This is a genomic window from Baekduia soli (assembly GCF_007970665.1).
In the GTDB taxonomy this organism is placed as follows: Bacteria; Actinomycetota; Thermoleophilia; order Solirubrobacterales; family Solirubrobacteraceae; genus Baekduia; species Baekduia soli.
The window spans coordinates 3789152-3806900 of the sequence record NZ_CP042430.1 but is presented as its reverse complement, the minus strand read 5'-3'; the positions used below and the strand labels follow the sequence as shown (position 1 = coordinate 3806900).

Here is a 17749-nt window from a genome sequence, read left to right as displayed (position 1 = left end):
GGTAGCGCCGACGCGCCACGATCGCCACCGCCGGTCAGGCCGTGGGCGCCTCTGGCAGGCTGGGGGCGGTGGCCGAGTCGTTCACCGACAGCCCGCTGCTGACGGCCCGCTTCGCGGCCGCGCTGACCTTCGCGCTCGAGCACCACGAGCGCCACCTGCGCAAGGGCACGCCGGTGCCCTACGTGGCCCACCTGCTCGCGGCGGCCTCGCTCGTGCTCGAGATGCACGGCGACGAGGACGAGGCGATCGCCGCGCTCCTGCACGACGTCGTCGAGGACGGCGGCGGGCGGGGGGCGCTGGTCGACATCGAGCGGGCGTTCGGCCCGGCCGTGGCCGCGACCGTGCTCGCCAACATCGACGCCGTCGACGAGGGCGCCGGGATCCCGTCGTGGGGCGAGCGCAAGCGCGGCTACATCGCGTCGTTCCCGACCAAGTCGCCCGCCGCGCTGCGCGTCTCGCTGGCCGACAAGCTCCACAACGCGCGCGCGATCCTCCTGGACTACCGGACCCACGGCGACGACGTGTGGACGCGGTTCGGCCAGCGCCAGGGGCTGGCGACGCGCGTCTACTACCGCGAGCTGGCGGCGGCGTTCGAGCGCGAGCAGGACCGCATGGGGGAGGCGGCCGTGCCGATGGTCGGCGAGCTGCGGCGCACCGTCGACGCGCTCACGGCGCTGGCGCAGGACCGCCAGGGCCCGGACTCCCGCGCGCTGTTCGACTGAGGGCCAGACGCCTCGCGCCCGACGTGGGTCGCATCGGGCGTCATAGGGACGCCCGATGCGACCCAGACCCGGCCCCGGGCGTCCCGGCGCTCGCCGACCCCCGCAGGAGACCGCCGGCGCCCGGGCCGCGCGAGCGCGTGTTCCCCTCGCCGCCCCGGTCCGTGCCGACCTCGCGCCCGCGGTCGCGCGGCGCGCCCGCGGCGCATGACCCACCCGGCGTGGGGGAAGCTACGGCGCGATGCCGCCGACGATCCGCTGCGCCGGTGCCGGGATCCTGGCGCTGCTGGCCACCGCCGCCCTGGCCGGGCCCGCCGGCGCGGTCACCGCCGCGGCGTCCTCCGGCGTGCTGGTCGTCACGGGCGGCCCCGGACCCGACCGCGTCATCGTGACCGTGGACCGCACGGGTGCGCCGGCCTTCACGGTCACCGACGGCTTCGACGCCGTGCTGCCCGGCGCCGGCTGCTCCGCGGCGGGCCTGGCCGCCTCCTGCCCGCTGGCCGGCCTGACCGCCCTGCAGGTGCGCCTGGGCGACGGCGACGACAGCCTCGTCACGCAGTCGCCGCTGCCCGTCGACGCCGCGGGCGAGGGCGGCGACGACGCGCTGCTGGCCCAGGAGCCGCAGGCGCCCGACGCCCCGGCGCCCGCGACCCTGGACGGCGGCGAGGGCGACGACCGCCTCAGCGGCAGCCGCGCCGGCGACGTGCTGCGGGGCGGTCCCGGCGACGACGTCTTCGACGGCAACGCGGGCGACGACCTCCTGGACCTCGGTCCCGGCAGCGATACGGTCAGCGACGTGGCCGGCGACGATCGCATCGAGGCGCAGGACGGGACGGTCGACCACGTCGACTGCGGTCCCGGGACCGACACGGGGTTCTTCGACCCCGTCGACGAGGTGCGCCACTGCGAGCTCGGGGTGCTGCCGCCGCCCGCCGTCCCCGACTGTGCGCCGGTCGTGCGGCGGCCCACCGCCGTCCAGCTGCGCCGGCTGCGCACCACGGGCGCGCTCGTGGTCGCCGCCAGCGCCACGCTGCCGTGCGGCCTGCGGGCGCGCGTGCTGCTGGGCGGTCGCACCGTCGCGACCGCGACGCGCCCGGCCCGGGCCACCCGCGTCGCTCTGCGCCTGGGGCCGCGTGCGCGCCGGGCCACGCGGCTGACGCTGAGCGTGTCGGGCTCGGCCGTCGGCGCCCCGACGCGCACGCGGCGCCTGACGCTGCGCCTGCCGGCCCCACCATGAGCGAGCACACGGGACGGACCGCGCTGGTCACGGGCGCCGCGGGCGGCATCGGCGCGGCGATCACCACGAGGCTGCAGCAGGACGGCTGGTCGGTGCTCGGCGTCGACCTGCACGACGACGCGCCGACGGTCGGCCTGGCCGCCGATCTCACGAGCCGGGAGGCCAACCGCGAGGCGGTGGAGGAGGCCGTGCGGCGCTTCGGGCGCCTGGACGCGGTCATCCCGAACGCCGGGATCCAGCACGTGGCGCCGGTGGCCGAGTTTCCCGAGGACCGCTGGGACGCGATCCTCGCTCTCATGCTCACGAGCCCGTTCCTGCTGGCCCGGTACGCGTGGCCGCACCTGGTCCGCTCCGACGCGCCGCGCTACGTGGCCATCGCGTCGGCCCACGCGCTGGCGGCGTCGCCGTTCAAGTCGGCCTACGTGTCGGCCAAGCACGGCGTCCTGGGGCTCGTGCGCACCCTGGCGCTGGAGGGCGCCGCCGAGGGGCTGTGTGCCACCGCGGTCTGCCCCGGCTACGTGCGCACCCCGCTCGTCGAGGGCCAGATCGCCGCCCAGGCCGAGGTCCACGGCCTCTCGGAGGAGCGCGTGCTGGAGGACGTCATCCTCGCGCCCCAGGCGATCAAGCGGCTCATCGAGCCCGAGGAGGTCGCCGGCGTCGTCGCGTTCCTGCTCGGTCCCGGCGGCGCCGCGTTCACCGGCGTGCCGGTGACGATGGACCTCGGCTGGACCGCGCGCTGAGCCCGAGGGTGCTCAGCGGCGCAACTGCCGCTCCCAGCCGCCGGTCCGCGTGACGCCCACCGGGCCGGCGACGCCCGCCGGGACCACGGTCAGGGTGTAGAGGTTGCTGGCGCCGCACTCGTCGCGGTCGCCCGCGGCCTCCGTCAGCGCGAGGGTCGCAGCACGATGCGCTGGATCCGGGCCTCGCGGGCCGGCGCGCCGCCCGCGCCATGCGCGCGACGGTGCGCGCCGGCGGGTTCGCCGGCGCCTCGGTGCTCGCCCGCGCGACGGCGTCGTGGACTCGGCCGGGGTCACGCTCCGACTGCGCGGAGGCCCGACACCGGCGCGCCGGCCCCTGGAGGCCGGCGCGGACGATGATCAGGATGGAAGCACCACGGCGACCCACCCGAAGGCGGCGGGTCCGGCCCCCTGGGCCGGCACCCGCAAGCGAACCCGGCCCCCTGGGCCGGCACCCGCAAGCGAACCCGGCCCCTGGGCCGGTGTTCGCCTAGCCCGAAGGCGGCGGGTCCGGCCCCCTGGGCCGGCACCCGCAAGCGAACCCGGCCCCCTGGGCCGGTGTTCGCCTAGCCCTTGACCGCGTTCTTGAACGCGCTCGCCGCCGAGAACTTCGGCGACGTCGAGGCGGCGATCTGGATCGTCTCGCCGGTCTGCGGGTTGCGGCCCTGACGGGCGGCGCGCTCAGTCGAGCTGAACTTGCCGAAGCCGGGGAGGTTCACCTCATCGCCGGCCGCGACGGACGTCACGATCAGCTCGAAGGTCTTCTCGACAGCGGTCTTCGCATCGCCGCTGGAGAGCCCAGCCTCCTCTGCGAGGCGCTGGGCGAGGTCTGCCTTGCTCACGGTAGCCATCACGTCAACGTACAGAACCGGCGGTAGCCTGCGCGGGCCCCCATGACCTCAGATCTCCCGCAGGACCCCGCCGGATTCGCCGCCACCGGCCTCACCGACGCCCTCGTCGACGTCCTCTCCGGCCTCGGCTACGAGGAGCCCACGCCCATCCAGCGCGAGGCCATCCCGCCGCTGCTCGCGGGCCGCGACCTCCTCGGCCAGGCCGCGACGGGCACGGGCAAGACCGCCGCGTTCGCGCTGCCGCTCGTGCAGCGCCTGGCCGCCCGCGCCGACCGCGGCGGCCGTCCGTCGGCGCTCGTGCTCGTGCCGACCCGCGAGCTGGCGATGCAGGTCTCCGAGGCCGTGCACCGCTACGGCCGGGCCGCCGGCGCGCGGGTCCTGCCGATCTACGGCGGCCAGCCCATCACCCGCCAGCTGAAGGCGCTGGACCGCGGCGTGGACGTCGTCGTGGCCACGCCGGGCCGGGCCCTCGACCACATCGGCCGCCGCACGCTGCGCCCCGCCGACCTGGACACGATCGTCCTCGACGAGGCCGACGAGATGCTCGACATGGGCTTCGCGGAGGACATCGAGGCGATCCTGGCCGACACCCCCGCCGGGCGCCAGACCGTCCTGTTCTCGGCGACGATGCCCGCGCGCATCAACCGGATGGCCCGCAGCCACCTCACCGATCCCGTGACGATCCGCATGGGGGACGCCTCGACCCCGGCGGGCGAGGCGCCGCTCGTGCGCCAGAGCGCCTACATCGTCGCCCGCGAGCACAAGCCCGCCGCGCTGGGCCGCGTGCTCGACCTCGAGTCGCCGGCGGCGGCGCTCGTGTTCTGCCGCACCCGCGACGAGGTCGACACGCTCACCGAGCAGCTCAACGGTCGCGGCTATCGCGCCGAGGCCCTGCACGGCGGGATGACCCAGGAGGGCCGCAGCCGGGTCGTGGCCCGCGTGCGGGCGGGTACCGCCGACCTGCTCGTGGCGACCGACGTGGCGGCCCGCGGGCTGGACATCGACCAGCTCACGCACGTCATCAACTACGACGTTCCCGCGGCGCCCGAGGCCTACGTGCACCGCATCGGCCGCGTGGGCCGCGCCGGGCGCGAGGGCGTGGCGATCACGCTCGCCCAGCCCCGCGAGCACCGCATGCTCAAGGCGATCGAGCGCACGACGGGCCGTCGCCTGGTCATCGAGACGGTCCCGACGATCGCCGACCTGCGCGAGCGCCGCCTGGACATGACCCGCGCCTCGCTGCAGGAGGCGCTGCTGGAGGGCGGGTTGGACCCGTTCCGGGTCGTGGTCAACACGCTGGCCGACGAGCACGACCTCATGGAGATCGCCCTGGCCGCCGTCAAGCTCGCCCACGAGGCGGGCGGCAACGTCACCGACGAGCAGGAGATCCCCGACGTGCGGCCGCGCCCGGCGCGGCCCGAGAAGCCGGCTCGCGCCGCCCCGGGGCCGCGGTCCGGGGGCGCGCCCGCCGGCCGCGCGGCGCGGCGCGAGCGCATCCCGGCCGCCGACATGACGCGCCTGTTCGTCAACGCCGGGCGCAACGCGGGGATCCGCCCGCAGGACCTCGTCGGGGCGATCGCCAACGAGTCCCAACTCAGCGGCCGGGAGATCGGGGCGATCGAGATCGCCGACCGCTTCTCGCTCGTCGAGGTGCCCGAGGCGGCCGCCGACGCGGTGATCACCGCGCTGCGCGGCGCGACGATCAAGGGCAAGCGCGCCACGGTCCGGCGCGAGCGCTACTGAGGCGCCTCGGCGACGGCCTCGGCCTCGGCGGCGAAGCGCGCCCGCAGGTCCTTCTTGGAGAACTTGCCCACGCTCGTCTTGGGGACCTCGTCGATGAACTCGACGCGCTCGGGCAGCCACCACCGCGCCACCCGCGCGGCCAGGTGCTCGCGCAGCTCGTCGGCGGTCAGCGACGCGCCGGGCGCCAGCACGACGCAGGCCAGCGGGCGCTCGCCCCACTTCTCGTCGGGGACTGCGATCACCGCGGCCTCGGCGACGGCCGGGTGGCCCATGATCTCGTTCTCGAGCTCGACGGAGGAGATCCACTCGCCGCCGGACTTGATGACGTCCTTCGTGCGGTCCACGAGCCGCACATAGCCCTCGGGCGAGATGACCGCGACGTCGCCGGTGCGCAGCCACCCGTCCTCGGTGAAGGACGCCGGCGAGCGCTCGTCGTCGTAATAGCCGGCCGCGACCCACGGGCCGGTGGCCTGCAGCTCGCCCTGCGCCTCGCCGTCCCACGGCAGCTCGGCGTCGGCGCCGGGCTCCACGATCCGGCAGCGCACGAGCGGCGCGGGCAGACCGGCGGTGGCCCGCAGGCCGGCCAGCTCGTCCTGCGGGCGGTCGGCCAGCGTGGACTTCACACGGGCCACGGTCCCGATCGGGCTGGTCTCCGTCATGCCCCAGGCCTGCAGGATCGGGTTGCCCAGCCGCTCGCGGTAGGCCTCCGACAGCGCCCGCGGCACCGCCGAGCCGCCGCAGACGATGCGCGTCAGCGCGGAGAGGTCGCGGCCGTCCAGCTCGTCCAGCACGCCCATCCAGATCGTCGGCACGCCGGCCGCGAGGGTCACGCGCTCGGCCTCCATGAGCCCGGCGATCGCGCCGGGCGAGAGGTCGGGCCCGGGCAGCACGAGGGAGGCGCCGGCCATGACCGCGGCGTGCGCGAGGCCCCACGCGTTGGCGTGGAACATGGGGACGACGGGCAGGATCGTGTCGGCCTCGCTGATGGCGAACGTGTCGGCGAGCATCGTGCCGATGGCGTGCAGGGTCATCGAGCGGTGCGTGTAGACGACGCCTTTGGGGTTGCCGGTCGTGCCGCTCGTGTAGCACATGGCCGCGGCCCGGTCCTCGTCGGACACGGTGAACCCGGCGACGGGCTCGGCGCCGGCCAGCAGCTCCTCGTAGTCGACGATCCGCGGGTCGTCGGGCACCGGGTCGCCCGAGCCGTCGTCCATGACGACGACGTGGCGCACCGTGGTAAAGGTGTCGACCAGCGGCCAGAGCTGGCCCACGAGCGAGCGGTCGACGAAGACGACCTCGTCCTCGGCGTGGTTGGCGATGTAGGTCACCTGCTCGGCGAAGAGCCGGATGTTCAGCGTGTGCAGCACGCGGCCGCTGCACGGCGCCGCGAAGTACAGCTCGAGGTGGCGGGCGGTGTTCCAGCCGAACGTTCCGACGCGCCCGTCGGCCGAGACGCCCAGCACGTCCAGCGCGCCGGCCAGCCGCCGGGTGCGCTGCGCCCACTCGCCGTAGGTCGTGCGCTCGATGCCGCCCGGCGTCGCCGTGACGACCGGCTTGCCCGGGTAGAGCCGCTCGGCGCGCTCGAACGCCTGCGTGAGCGCCAGCGGCGCGGGCTGCATCAGACCCTTCATGGAGTGCCTCCTGCGACGTGGGGGGGGACGCGCTGCGCCCTACGTCTACCCGACCTGGCCCCCGCGTGCATCGGCGCCGGCGCGCACGATCGGGGTGTGTCTTGCGTGGATCGGGCAGGATGGTCGGTGCGTGGGACGTCCCAAGTCATTCGCCCGGCTCCGTGAGCTGCCCGTCGTCGGCCGTGCCGCCGACTGGGGCATGGGGCCGCACGCCGCGTCGCGGGCGACGCGGGAGGCCGGCGCGCGCATCGCGGGCCTGGACGTCGCCGAGTCGGTCTGCCCGTACTGCGCGGTGGGCTGCGCCCAGGTCGTCTACACCCGCGACGGCGAGCTCGTCGACATCGAGGGCCACCCGCGGTCGCCGGTCAACCAGGGCACGCTGTGCCCCAAGGGCTCGGCGTCGCGCCAGCTCGTCCAGCAGCCCGGCCGGCTGACGAAGGTCCTCTACCGGCGCCCGCGGGCACCGAGTGGGAGGAGCTCGACCTCGAGACGGCGATGGACATGATCGCCGAGCGCGTCATCGCCGCCCGCGAGAACGGCTGGCAGGACACCGACGAGCACGGCCGGCGCGTGGATCGCACGCTCGGCTTCGCCCACCTCGGCGGCGCCACGCTGGACAACGAGGAGAACTACCTCATCCGCAAGTCCTTCACGGCGATGGGCGCCGTGCAGATCGAGAACCAGGCGCGGATATGACACTCGAGCACGGTCCCCGGTCTGGGGACCTCGTTCGGGCGCGGAGGCGCCACCTCGTTCCAGCAGGACCTGCAGAACGCCGACTGCATCCTCATCCAGGGCTCCAACCTGGCCGAGGCGCACCCGGTCGGCTTCCGCTGGGTGATGCGCGCCAAGGAGCGGGGCGCCAAGGTCATCCACGTCGACCCGCGCTTCGGCCGCACGGGCGCGTCGGCGACCCAGCACGTGCCGATCCGCGCCGGGACCGACATCGCGTTCCTGGGCGGGATCATCCGCCACGTCCTGGAGACCGAGTCCTACTTCAAGGAGTACGTCCTCCACTACACGAACGCCTCGACGATCATCAACGAGCGGTTCGCCGACACCGAGGACCTCGGCGGCGTCTTCTCGGGCTTCGACCCCGAGACGGGCACCTACGACCGCAGCTCCTGGATGTACGAGGGCGGCGAAGTGTGCGCCTCCGACGGCGTGCGCGAGCACGCCACGCAGGCCTTCGATGAGCACACCGGCGCCGGCATGCTCACCGGGGCGGTGCCGCGCGACGAGACGCTGCAGCATCCGCGCTGCGTCCTGCAGCTGCTGCGCCGGCACTACGCCCGGTACACGCCCGAGATGGTGTCGCGGATCTGCGGCATCCCCGAGGAGCAGTTCCACGACGTCGCGCGCACGCTCATCGAGAACTCCGGCCGCGAGCGGACGACCGCGCTGTGCTACGCCGTCGGGTGGACGCAGCAGTCCATCGGCGTGCAGATCATCCGCACCGGCGCGATCCTGCAGCTGCTGCTGGGCAACATCGGGCGCCCGGGCGGGGGCATCATGGCCATGCGCGGCCACGCGACGATTCAGGGCTCGAGCGACATCCCCACGCTGTATGACCTGCTGCCCGGCTACCTGCACATGCCGCGAGCACGTGAGGAGGAGCTGACGCTGGCCGACTACATCGGCTCCCTCGCCGCCGACCGGGGCTGGTGGTCGAACTTCGACAAGTACATCGTCTCGCTGCTGAAGGCCTGGTTCGGCGATGCGGCGACCGAGGACAACGACTACGGCTTCGGCCATCTGCCGAAGATCACCGGCAACCACGCGCACTTCCCGACGATGATGCGCGCCGTCGACGGGGGGCTGGACGGGCTGTTCGCGATGGGGCAGAACCCGGCGATCGGCTCCCAGAACGGCGGCCTGATGCGCCGCGCGCTGCGCAACATGAAGTGGCTGGTGGTCCGCGACCTCGCCGAGATCGAGACCGCGACGTTCTGGCGCGATGCCCCCGAGGTCCAGGCCGGCGAGGTCCGCCCCGAGGACATCGAGACCGAGGTCTTCCTCATGCCCGCCGCCGCGCACGTCGAGAAGGAGGGATCGTTCACCCAGACCCAGCGCATGGTCCAGTGGCGCGACAAGGCCCTGGCGCCGCCCGGCGATGCCCGCAGCGAGCTGTGGTTCATGCACCACCTGACCAAGCGGGTGATGGCCCACTACGCGGGCTCCGAGGAGCCCCGCGACTGGCCGATCGTCAACCTCCACTGGCCCTACGAGGAGCACGGTCCGGAGCGCGAGCCCCACGCCGAGGACGTCCTGCGCGAGATCAACGGCTACGACGTGGCCACCGGCGCCCCCGTGCCCGGCTTCGCCCAGCTGCACGCCGACGGCTCGACGGCGTGCGGGTGCTGGATCTACAGCGGCGTGATGGCCGACGGCGTCAACCAGGCGCGTCGCCGCGATCCCGGGCCGATCGAGGACCCCGAGGGCGGCTGGGTCTCGCCCGAGTGGGGCTGGGCGTGGCCGGCCAACCGGCGCATGCTCTACAACCGCGCCTCGGCCGACCCGCAGGGCCGGCCGTGGAGCGAGCGCAAGAAGTACGTCTGGTGGGACGCGGAGGCGGGGAGGTGGACGGGCTACGACGTCCCGGACTTCCCGGTGGACAAGCCGCCGGACTACCGCGCGCCCGACGATGCCCGCGGCATGGATGCCATCTCCGGCGACGAGCCGTTCATCATGATGGGCGACGGGCGCGCCTGGCTCTTCTCGCCATCCGGCCTGCTCGACGGGCCGATGCCGACGCACTACGAGCCGATCGAGTCGCCCGTGACCAACCTGCTGTACCCCGAGATCGGGGCCAACCCGGTGGCGATCCGCTGGGAGCGCCCCGACAACCCGGTCAACGCCACCGCCGACCCGAGGTGGCCATGCGTGCTGACGACGTTCCGGCTGACCGAGCACCACACGGTCGGCGGCATGAGCCGCACGCTGCCCTGGCTCAACGAGCTGCAGCCCCAGATGTTCGCCGAGATCGATCCCGTGCTGGCGGCCAGTCGCGGGATCGAGGATGGTGGCTGGATGGTGATCGCCACCGAGCGCGGCGAGATCGAGGCGCGGGCGAAGGTCACCGAGCGGATGCGCCCGCTGCGCATCGGCGACGGGCCCGGGCAGATCGTCCACCAGGTCGCGGTGCCCTACCACTGGGGCTACAGCGGGGCGAGCACCGGCGACAGCATCAACGACCTGCTGCACCTCTCCGGCGACCCCAACGTGAGCATCGAGACGACCAAGGCGCTGACGTGCGACGTGCGCGCCGGCCGGCGGCCCACGCCGGCGACGTCGGCGATCACCAACGTCCCGCACGGCCACAGCGCGCCCGACCGCGAGCACCCGGCCGAGCAGCCCAAGCTCCGCTCCTCCCACCAGGCCTGATGACCACCGGCCCGCACGCCGCACCGAGCGAGATCTCCGTCCACCGCGACGGCGCCCAGCGGATGGGCTTCTTCACCGACACGACCGTGTGCATCGGCTGCAAGGCGTGCGAGGTCGCGTGCAAGCAGTGGAACGACCTGCCGTCCGACGGCTCGGAGTTCCGCCGCGGCGGCTCCTACGACCACACAGCCGCGCTGGGCGCCGCGACGTGGCGCCACGTGCGCTTCGTCGAGCTGCTCGAGCCGTCCGAGGTCCAGCGCGACGAGGCCCGCCGCGCGCTGGAGCAGGGCGCGGGCGGAGCGCTGCCGCACATCCCGGCGACCGCGCTGGCCGACGCCGCGTCCGGGGTCACCGAGGACGAGATCCCCGACCTGATCGATCTCGCGCAGGCCGGCGGGGCCGCCGCGAGCGTCGACGTCGCGCAGGCCGTGGCCGACATGGACCGCTGGATCTTCATGTCCGACGTCTGCAAGCACTGCACGAACGCCGGGTGCATGGACGCGTGCCCGACCGGCGCGCTGATCCGCACGGAGTTCGAGACGGTCGTGCTGCAGGCCGACATCTGCAACGGCTGCGGCTACTGCATCCCGTCCTGCCCGTTCGGCGTCGTGGACCGCGACCCCCACGACGGGCGGGCCGCGAAGTGCACGCTCTGCTACGACCGCCTCCAGGACGGGCTGGAGCCCGCGTGCGCCAAGGCCTGCCCGACCGACTCCATCCAGTTCGGTCCCCACGACGAGCTCGTCGAGGTCGCGCGGCGCCGCGTCGCCAGGCTCCACGAGCGCGGCCTGGAGGGCGCCTGGCTCTACGGCGCCGGCGATCCCGAGGGCCGGGAGATCGCCGGCGGCCTCGGTGCGTTCTTCCTGCTCACCGAGCTGCCCGAGCGCTACGGCCTGCCGGCCGAGGCCGACTCGCCGATCCAGGAGAACGTCGTGCCCGCCACGTTGGCGGCAGTCGGCGCGGGCTTCGCCGCGGCGGCCGGCGTCGCCCTGGCGTTCCGGTTCCCGCACGACCGCAAGGGCCCGGGCGCGCTGACGATGCTGGCGGCCGCCACCGGCGCCCTGGAGCTCGTGCGCGACGTACGCGCCGGCCGGCACCGCCGGCGGGACCGGGAGGGGACATGAGCGACCAGGACGCCGCGCGCGCCGACGCCGCGCGCGCCGACGAGCGCGAGCGCGGGGAGTCGGCCCGCAGCGGGCCGCGCGACATGACCGCCGCCACGGGCGTGCCCGGCGGCCCGGCCTCCTGGCGCCGCGCCGTCCCCGCCGCGGCGGTGGGCCTGCACCAGCGCGCCTGGCGCGACGCCCGCTGGTCGAGCATCTTCCGCGGCCGCACGGACTACGCGACGGACGAGGCGCCGCCCGCGGAGCAGGTGGCCCGGGCCAACCTCCGCGCCCGCCGCGGCGAGCCGCCGGAGGTCGTCCAGGGGCCGATGATGAAGGCGCCCGTGTGGACGTGGGAGGTGCCGCTGTACTTCTGGTTCGGCGGGATGGCCGCCGGCGCGTCGTTCGTGGCGCTGGCCTGCGACCTGGCCGGCGACGACCGCTCGGCGCGCGTGGCGCGCAAGGTCGCCCTCGGTGCGCTCGCCCCGTCGCCGCCGCTGCTGGTCATGGACCTGGGACGGCCCGAGCGCTTCTACAGGATGCTGCGCATCTTCAAGCCGCGGTCGCCCATGTCGATGGGGTCGTGGTGCCTGACGCTGTTCGGCGGCCTGGCGTCCTGCGCCGTCGGCGCCGACGTGCTCGGCCGCCGGCGCACGGCCACCGCCCTGGGCGCGGGCACCGCGGTCGTCGGCGGCTACCTGGGGTCCTACACCGGCGTCCTGCTGGCCTCCACCGCCGTGCCGGTGTGGGCGCGCAGCCGCCTGTCGCTGGGCCCGATCTTCGTCTCGACCGCCACGCTGACGGGCGCCGCGGCCACCCGCCTGGTGCTTGTGGCCACCGGCATGCCGGAGGGCCACCCGACGCGCGAGGCGCTCGGGCGCGTCGAGAGCGGGGCGATGGCCGCCGAGCTGATCCTCTCCGAGCTCAACCACCATCACCTGGGCCGGCTGGCCTCCGTGCTGGAGGAGGGCGTCGGCGCGCACTGGTTCTCCGGCGCCAAGTGGCTGGCCCGCGGCGGGCTGGCGCTGCGGCTGCTCGGTCCGCGCGGCGGGACGCTGCCCCACCACGTCGCCAGCGTCGCGTTCATGGGTTCGGCGCTGTGCTTCCGCTTCGCGTGGGTGCTCTCGGGACGCTCCTCGGCCCACGACGACGAGGCCGTCGCGCGGATGGCCCGCGCCCGGGCGACCCGTGACGAGGCGCCGCTGGACATGGACGTGGTGCACCACCGCTGATCGCGGGAACACCGGCGTCGTCCGACGCCGCCGACGGGAGGAGCAGCACGATGTCGAGCCCAGCGCGCGGCGGAGGATCTGCCATCGGCTGGGACGACACGCTCAAGACCTGGGTCTTCGCGTTCCAGGGCAACCTCGTCGGCGCCGACCCGGGCGCCGAGCCCGCGGGCGACGCGCGGTCCGGCACGGCGGTGCGCCCGGCCCGCTAGCGCTCCGGGGCCAGCGCCGCGCGCAGCGCCGCGGCGGCCGCGTCGAGCTCGTCCTCGCCCAGCGTGCGGGGGTCGACGACGACGCGGCCGCCGGCGATGCGCGCCACCAGCGGCGGGTCGCCGAGGCGCAGGCGGGCCGCCAGTGCCTCGGCGCCCGAGCCGTGCGGGCCGATCGCCACGACGGGGCCGGGCAGCTCGAGCAGCGGCAGCGCGCCGCCGCCGACGCGCGCGGTGGCCTCGACGATCTCGCCGCCCCGGCGGCGTCGGCCAGGCGCTGCGCCCGCGCGCGCAGCACGTCGGCGGGCGCGGTGAGCATCGCCAGCACCGGGACCTCGGCCAGGGCGCGGCGCGGGTCGCGGTACAGCGCCAGCGTGGCGGCCAGCGCGGCCATGGGCAGGCGTCCGAGGCGCAGCGCGCGGGCCAGCGGGTGGCGCCGGCAGGCGGCGACGGCCTCGGCGGTCCCGACGATGATCCCGGCCTGCGGGCCGCCGAGCAGCTTGTCGCCGCTGAAGCACGCCAGCGTCACGCCGGCGGCGATCGACTCGCGCACGGGCGGCTCGCCGTCCAGGACGCCGGGGCCGGCCGCCAGGACGCCGGAGCCCAGGTCGTCGATGACCGGCGCGCCCAGCCCGCAGAGCTCCTGCACGGTGGCCTCGGCGACGAAGCCGACCGTGCGGAAGTTGGACTGGTGCACACGCAGGATGACGTCGGCGCCGTCGGCCAGCGCGGCGGCGAAGTCCGCGGCGCGGGTGCGGTTGGTCGTGCCGACCTCGACGAGACGCGCGCCCGCCTGGGCCACGACGTCGGGGATCCGGAAGCCCCCGCCGATCTCGACGAGCTGGCCGCGGGAGACCGCGATCGCGCGCCCGGGGCCGGCCAGCGCGGCGGCCGCCAGCAGCGTCGCGGCCGCGCCGTTGTTGACCACCACGGCGTCCTGGCCGCCCGTGAGCTCGGCCAGCAGGCCCGCGACGTGGACGTCGCGACGGCCGCGGACGCCTGCGGCCAGATCGAGCTCGAGGTTGACGTAGCCCGCGGCGGCCTCGGCCACGGCGGCCACGGCCGCGGCCGCCAGCGGCGCGCGACCGAGGTTCGTGTGTACGACGACGCCCGTCGCGTTGAGCACGCGGCGCAGCGAGGGCCGCAGATGCTCGCGGGCGCGGGCGACCAGGTCGGCCTCGCCGTCGGCGCCGGCCAGCAGCTCGGTGCGCCGGGCGGCGAGCACGGCGCGCGCTGCGGCGCCGGCCTCGGCCGGGGTGACGCCCTCCAGGCGGGCGGCCAGCCGGTCGGTCGCGGGCAGCGCGCGCAGGCGGTCGCGGACCTCGTCGCCCGGGGCGCTCACGTCGCCCCCGCCCGTCCCCGGGCCCGCAGGACGCGCCGGTCGTCGGCCAGCCGCCGCGTCACGCGCTCGGCGTCGAGGTGCTCGAGGAACGCCTGCGCAGGCTTGCGCGAGGTCTGCAGCGCGTCACGGACCTCGGCCAGCGACGCCGAGCCGTCGCGCTCCAGGAGAGCGACGATGCGCTCGCGCACGCCGGCGGCGACCTCGGCGTGCGCGTAGAGCGTGCCGCTGACGCGCACGGCGGCGCCCTGCGCGCGCAGCGCCGCCAGATGGCAGGCGTCGTCGCCGAGCTGGGCCTCGGAGAGCAGGCCGATCCCGGCCTCGCGCAGGCGCACCGTGACGCGGGCCAGCTCGGCGGGGTCGGCGGGCGCCGCGGGCCGCGCCGGGACGGCCCTCGGGAGGGGAGCGGCCACGGGGTCGGGGCGGCCGTCGCGCCGGGCGCGCAGGCGCTCGAGGACGTCGGGCCGGCGGCCGTGGCGATGGGCGTGGGCGTCGAGGACCACGCCGCCGCCCAGGGTGTCGGGCGGCGCCGGGCGGCGGACGACGAGGCGGTCGCCCCGGGCGGCGGCCACCGGGTGCTCGAGGCGCACCTGCCAGAGCCCGTCGCCGAGGTCGGCCAGGCGGCCGGCCACGTCGCGGGTGCCGTGGTGGACCTGCACGCGCTCGCCGTGGCGGGCGTCGCGCAGTGCCAGGGCGCAGTCCAGCACGGAGGTCTCGCCCAGCGTGCCGGGCCGCGCGAGCACGTCGCCGCGGCCGATGTCCCGGGCCCGGACGCCGGCGAGGGCGACGGCGACGCGCTGGCCGGCGCGGGCCTCGGGCACCGGCTCGTCGTGGACCTGCAGGCCACGGACGCGGACCGCGCGGTCGCCGGGCAGCAGCGCGATCTCGTCGCCGGGGCGCAGGGTCCCCGACCACAGCGTGCCGGTCACGACGGTCCCGATCCCGTGGACGGTGAAGGCGCGGTCGACGTGCAGCACGACGTCGCCGGGGGCGGCGGCCCGGCTCGCGGCGCCCGCGGCGGCCCGGTCCAGCGCGGCGGCCACGTCGCCCGTGCCGGCGCCGGTGGCGGCCGAGCAGGCCACGACCTCGCAGCCGGGCAGCAGGTCGGCCGCCGCGGCGGCGGCCGGCGCGGGGTCGGCGAGGTCGGCCTTGGTGACCGCCACGACGCCGGTCGACACGCCGAGCGCGCGCAGCACCTCGGCGTGCTCGCGCGTCTGGGGCATGACGCCGTCGTCGGCGGCGACGACCATGAGGAACAGGTCGACCCCCGTGGCCCCGGCGACCATCGTGCGCACGAAGCGCTCGTGCCCGGGCACGTCGACGACCGACAGCCGCCGGCCCGAGGGCAGCGTCAGCGGGGCGTAGCCCAGCGCGATCGAGATGCCGCGCGCCCGCTCCTCGGGCAGCCGGTCGGTGTCCACGCCGGTCAACGCCGCGACGAGCGCGGTCTTGCCGTGGTCGATGTGCCCGGCGGTGCCGAGGGTCAGCGGAGCGGCGGGGGTCACCGGTCGACGGGGGACGGGGCAGCGGAGCGGCGAAGGAGTCGAACCTTCCCGGCGCGGTCGAGGCGCCGCCAACGGCTTTGAAGGCCGTTCGGGGCACCGGCCCCGGGCCGCTCCAGGGGCAGGGAAGGACCTGCAGCACAGCGATATTCAGGAGGTGCGGTGCGAGTGCTTGACATGGTCTGTGTCCCCAACGTGTCTCGAATCCTCCCGGGACACGCGCCACAGTCTGACGATCCGGCCCCAGGGCCGCAGCAGCTCGCGGGTCCGCGATCCGCGCGGCGCGCAGGCGTCCGACGATGCTGGAGTACGGGCCGTAGCCGCGGCCGCCGAGGATCGCCCGCCAGCCCGCCGCCTCCCAGCGGCACGCTGGCGAGCAGGCCAGAGCATGCGCACGGCGACCGGCTGGCGACGTGCCGCAGGCCACGCAGCACAGCACCGACCGCCCGTCGACCGCGGCCTCCCCGCCGCCGCAGCCGTGAGGGCTTCCTGGACTCGGTGCGGCATCGCCAGCGGATGCTCGCCGCCGACACCGCGGCGCGCGCGGACGACGCGCCGCCTGCGTGGACGCTCGCTGGCGATGACCGCCACGCCCACCCTCCTGCCGAGGGCGGTACACGCGGGCGCCTCGCCCCGGCGGTGTTGAGGCCAGGCCACGGCTGGACGGATGGCGTCGGCATACCGGCTTCTCAGGCAATCGAGGTGGAGTCGACGGCGTCGCGTTGTCATGGGACCATCGACCGATGCCGAGCTCGTCGACGCTTCGCGTGGCCGGCTTGGATGTCGTCTACTACCGCGCAGGCGACGGGCCACCGCTCGTCCTGGTCCATGGCGCCGCCGGCGATGCACGCGAGTGGCGGCCGCAGATGGCCGGCCTGTCGGATGACTTCACCGTCATCGCGTGGGATGAGCCGGGCGCCGGTCGGTCCTCCGACGTGCCGGCCGGGCTCGGGCTGGCCGGGTACGCGACGGCGCTCGGGGCGCTCATCGACGCGGTCGGCGCACCGGCGCACGTCTGCGGGCTGTCGTGGGGAGGCACCGTCGCCCTTGAGCTCTACCGGCGCCGGCCGCAGGCAGTGGCGACGCTCGTGCTCGCCGACACCTACGCGGGCTGGAAGGGGTCGCTTCCGGAGGCCGAGGTCCGCACGCGCGTCAGGAGCGTCGAGCGCATGCTCGCCGGGGCCGCGCAGACAGGCCGGCCGTCATTGCCTGGACTTTTCGCCGGCGAGCCGCCGGCTGACGCGGCTGAACTGCTCACCGCCATCGCTGCCGACGTCCGCCGTGAGAGCGTGCGAGTCGCGCTCGCGGCTATGGCCGAGGCCGACCTCCGGGATGTCCTGCCGCACATCGCCGTTCCGACGCTGCTCATCTGGGGCGAGCGCGACGCGCGCTCTCCGCTGACGGTGGCGCGACAGTTCGCGTCCGCAATCCCGGACGCGGAGCTCGTGCTCATCCCCGCCGCCGGACACATGAGCAACCTGGAGTGCCCGGAGGCGTTCAACGCGGCGATGCGCGCGTTCTACGCTCGTCTTCGATGAGCCGCCGCAGCTCGCTGGCAGGCTGACGCCATCACGATGAGCAGCCCTGCGCAATACGAGGTCAGCGCCTCGAGCAAGATCACGTCACAGATTCTCGCGAGCGCCGTTGAGCAGTACGGCCCGGTCCCCGACCGTCCCGTGCGACCTTGGGGGAGAGCCCCGCGCCGTCAAGCCCGGCCGTGCGGCGGCGTCGCGCGACCCCCCGGAGGCCGCGCGGCTGCAGGCCGTCGCGTGGGCCGTGGTGCGCCGACGCGTGCGGGGTCAGGCCTCGGCGAGGACCAACAGCGTGTCCGGGCGCACCCCGTCGGCGCGCATGGCCTCCGCCGCGCCCTCGGTCTGCATCGAGGCCTCGAAGGCGGCGACGTCCGGAACGTCGACGATGAGGCCGACGCGGCTGGTGCCCGTGGGGTCGCGGAACGTGCGCGTCGTGATGCCGAGGGGCCCGAAGAAGTCCTCACGCCGGGTGGACGCGAGCCAGTGGTCGACGTCGTCGACCTCGTGGAACACCAGCAGCGTGGCCATGGAGG

12 protein-coding genes, 1 tRNA gene and 2 pseudogenes are annotated in these 17749 nt (G+C 75.5%); 8 read left to right on the top strand and 7 right to left on the bottom strand.

Going from position 1 to position 17749, the window contains the following annotated elements; genetic code table 11:
- Positions 1-68: 68 nt before the first annotated feature.
- The 3 genes from FSW04_RS18330 (at position 69) to FSW04_RS18320 (ending at position 2696) form a co-directional block, all read left to right on the top strand.
- Positions 69-722 (top strand): HD domain-containing protein, encoded by a 654-nt coding sequence (locus tag FSW04_RS18330; protein WP_146921701.1) that lies wholly within the window; start codon positions 69-71, stop codon positions 720-722.
- Positions 723-960: 238 nt separating this feature from the next.
- Positions 961-1956: a calcium-binding protein gene (locus FSW04_RS27930; RefSeq protein WP_146921700.1), complete on the top strand. Its 996-nt coding sequence runs from the start codon at positions 961-963 to the stop codon at positions 1954-1956.
- Positions 1953-2696 (top strand): SDR family oxidoreductase, encoded by a 744-nt coding sequence (locus tag FSW04_RS18320; protein ID WP_146921699.1) that lies wholly within the window; start codon positions 1953-1955, stop codon positions 2694-2696. The genes FSW04_RS27930 and FSW04_RS18320 overlap by 4 nt, the downstream gene beginning before the upstream one ends.
- A 563-nt stretch (positions 2697-3259) precedes the next feature.
- Here FSW04_RS18320 and FSW04_RS18315 read toward each other — a convergent pair.
- Entirely contained in the window at positions 3260-3544 is a 285-nt protein-coding gene (locus FSW04_RS18315; RefSeq protein ID WP_228430559.1) for an HU family DNA-binding protein, read from the bottom strand.
- A gap of 42 nt (positions 3545-3586) precedes the next feature.
- Here FSW04_RS18315 and FSW04_RS18310 point away from each other — a divergent pair, with 42 nt between their 5' ends.
- Entirely contained in the window at positions 3587-5287 is a 1701-nt protein-coding gene (locus FSW04_RS18310) for a DEAD/DEAH box helicase (RefSeq protein ID WP_146921698.1), read from the top strand.
- Here the strand turns inward: FSW04_RS18310 and FSW04_RS18305 are convergent.
- Positions 5281-6918: a long-chain fatty acid--CoA ligase gene (locus FSW04_RS18305; RefSeq protein WP_146921697.1), complete on the bottom strand. Its 1638-nt coding sequence runs from the start codon at positions 6916-6918 to the stop codon at positions 5281-5283. The two genes, FSW04_RS18310 and FSW04_RS18305, sit on opposite strands and share 7 nt — an antisense overlap.
- A 199-nt stretch (positions 6919-7117) precedes the next feature.
- Between FSW04_RS18305 and fdh the strand changes: the two are divergent.
- The 3 genes and pseudogenes from fdh to nrfD all read left to right on the top strand — a co-directional run bounded on the left by fdh (position 7118) and on the right by nrfD (position 12637).
- Positions 7118-10302, top strand: a pseudogene (gene fdh, locus FSW04_RS18295) (formate dehydrogenase).
- Positions 10302-11426 (top strand): 4Fe-4S dicluster domain-containing protein, encoded by a 1125-nt coding sequence (locus FSW04_RS18290; RefSeq protein ID WP_146921695.1) that lies wholly within the window; start codon positions 10302-10304, stop codon positions 11424-11426. The pseudogene fdh and the gene FSW04_RS18290 overlap by 1 nt, the downstream one beginning before the upstream one ends.
- Positions 11423-12637 (top strand): NrfD/PsrC family molybdoenzyme membrane anchor subunit, encoded by a 1215-nt coding sequence (gene nrfD, locus FSW04_RS18285; protein ID WP_146921694.1) that lies wholly within the window; start codon positions 11423-11425, stop codon positions 12635-12637. Before FSW04_RS18290 ends, nrfD begins: the two co-directional genes overlap by 4 nt.
- A 205-nt stretch (positions 12638-12842) precedes the next feature.
- On the opposite strand, the gene FSW04_RS28645 is transcribed toward nrfD, so the two are convergent.
- The 4 genes and pseudogenes from FSW04_RS28645 to FSW04_RS25430 form a co-directional block, all read right to left on the bottom strand.
- Entirely contained in the window at positions 12843-13040 is a 198-nt protein-coding gene (locus FSW04_RS28645) for a hypothetical protein (RefSeq protein ID WP_407652998.1), read from the bottom strand.
- 116 nt (positions 13041-13156) lie between these two features.
- A pseudogene (gene selA, locus FSW04_RS28640) lies at positions 13157-14068 on the bottom strand (L-seryl-tRNA(Sec) selenium transferase); the annotation flags it as partial.
- Between the two features lie 113 nt (positions 14069-14181).
- Positions 14182-15687 carry a selenocysteine-specific translation elongation factor gene (selB, locus tag FSW04_RS18275; protein WP_228430555.1) on the bottom strand — a complete coding sequence of 502 codons (1506 nt, stop codon included), beginning with the start codon at positions 15685-15687 and terminating at the stop codon, positions 14182-14184.
- Between the two features lie 21 nt (positions 15688-15708).
- Positions 15709-15801, bottom strand: a tRNA-Sec gene (locus FSW04_RS25430).
- 626 nt (positions 15802-16427) lie between these two features.
- Here FSW04_RS25430 and FSW04_RS18270 point away from each other — a divergent pair.
- Complete coding sequence (locus FSW04_RS18270; protein WP_146921693.1) at positions 16428-17222, top strand: alpha/beta fold hydrolase; 795 nt, start codon at positions 16428-16430, stop codon at positions 17220-17222.
- A gap of 261 nt (positions 17223-17483) precedes the next feature.
- Here the strand turns inward: FSW04_RS18270 and FSW04_RS18265 are convergent, their stop codons facing one another.
- On the bottom strand, positions 17484-17744 hold the full coding sequence (locus FSW04_RS18265; RefSeq protein ID WP_146921692.1) for a hypothetical protein: 261 nt from the start codon (positions 17742-17744) through the stop codon (positions 17484-17486).
- Positions 17745-17749: the final 5 nt, after the last annotated feature.

Excerpts from the sequence above, each read along its gene's own strand:
- FSW04_RS27930 (WP_146921700.1), top strand. The coding sequence starts at position 961 with ATGCCGCCGACGATCCGCTGCGCCGGTGCCGGGATCCTGGCGCTGCTG.
- FSW04_RS18320 (WP_146921699.1), top strand. The coding sequence starts at position 1,953 with ATGAGCGAGCACACGGGACGGACCGCGCTGGTCACGGGCGCCGCGGGC.
- FSW04_RS18315 (WP_228430559.1), bottom strand. The coding sequence starts at position 3,544 with ATGGCTACCGTGAGCAAGGCAGACCTCGCCCAGCGCCTCGCAGAGGAG.
- FSW04_RS18310 (WP_146921698.1), top strand. The coding sequence starts at position 3,587 with ATGACCTCAGATCTCCCGCAGGACCCCGCCGGATTCGCCGCCACCGGC.
- FSW04_RS18305 (WP_146921697.1), bottom strand. The coding sequence starts at position 6,918 with ATGAAGGGTCTGATGCAGCCCGCGCCGCTGGCGCTCACGCAGGCGTTC.
- FSW04_RS18290 (WP_146921695.1), top strand. The coding sequence starts at position 10,302 with ATGACCACCGGCCCGCACGCCGCACCGAGCGAGATCTCCGTCCACCGC.
- nrfD (WP_146921694.1), top strand. The coding sequence starts at position 11,423 with ATGAGCGACCAGGACGCCGCGCGCGCCGACGCCGCGCGCGCCGACGAG.
- FSW04_RS18270 (WP_146921693.1), top strand. The coding sequence starts at position 16,428 with ATGCCGAGCTCGTCGACGCTTCGCGTGGCCGGCTTGGATGTCGTCTAC.
- FSW04_RS18265 (WP_146921692.1), bottom strand. The coding sequence starts at position 17,744 with ATGGCCACGCTGCTGGTGTTCCACGAGGTCGACGACGTCGACCACTGG.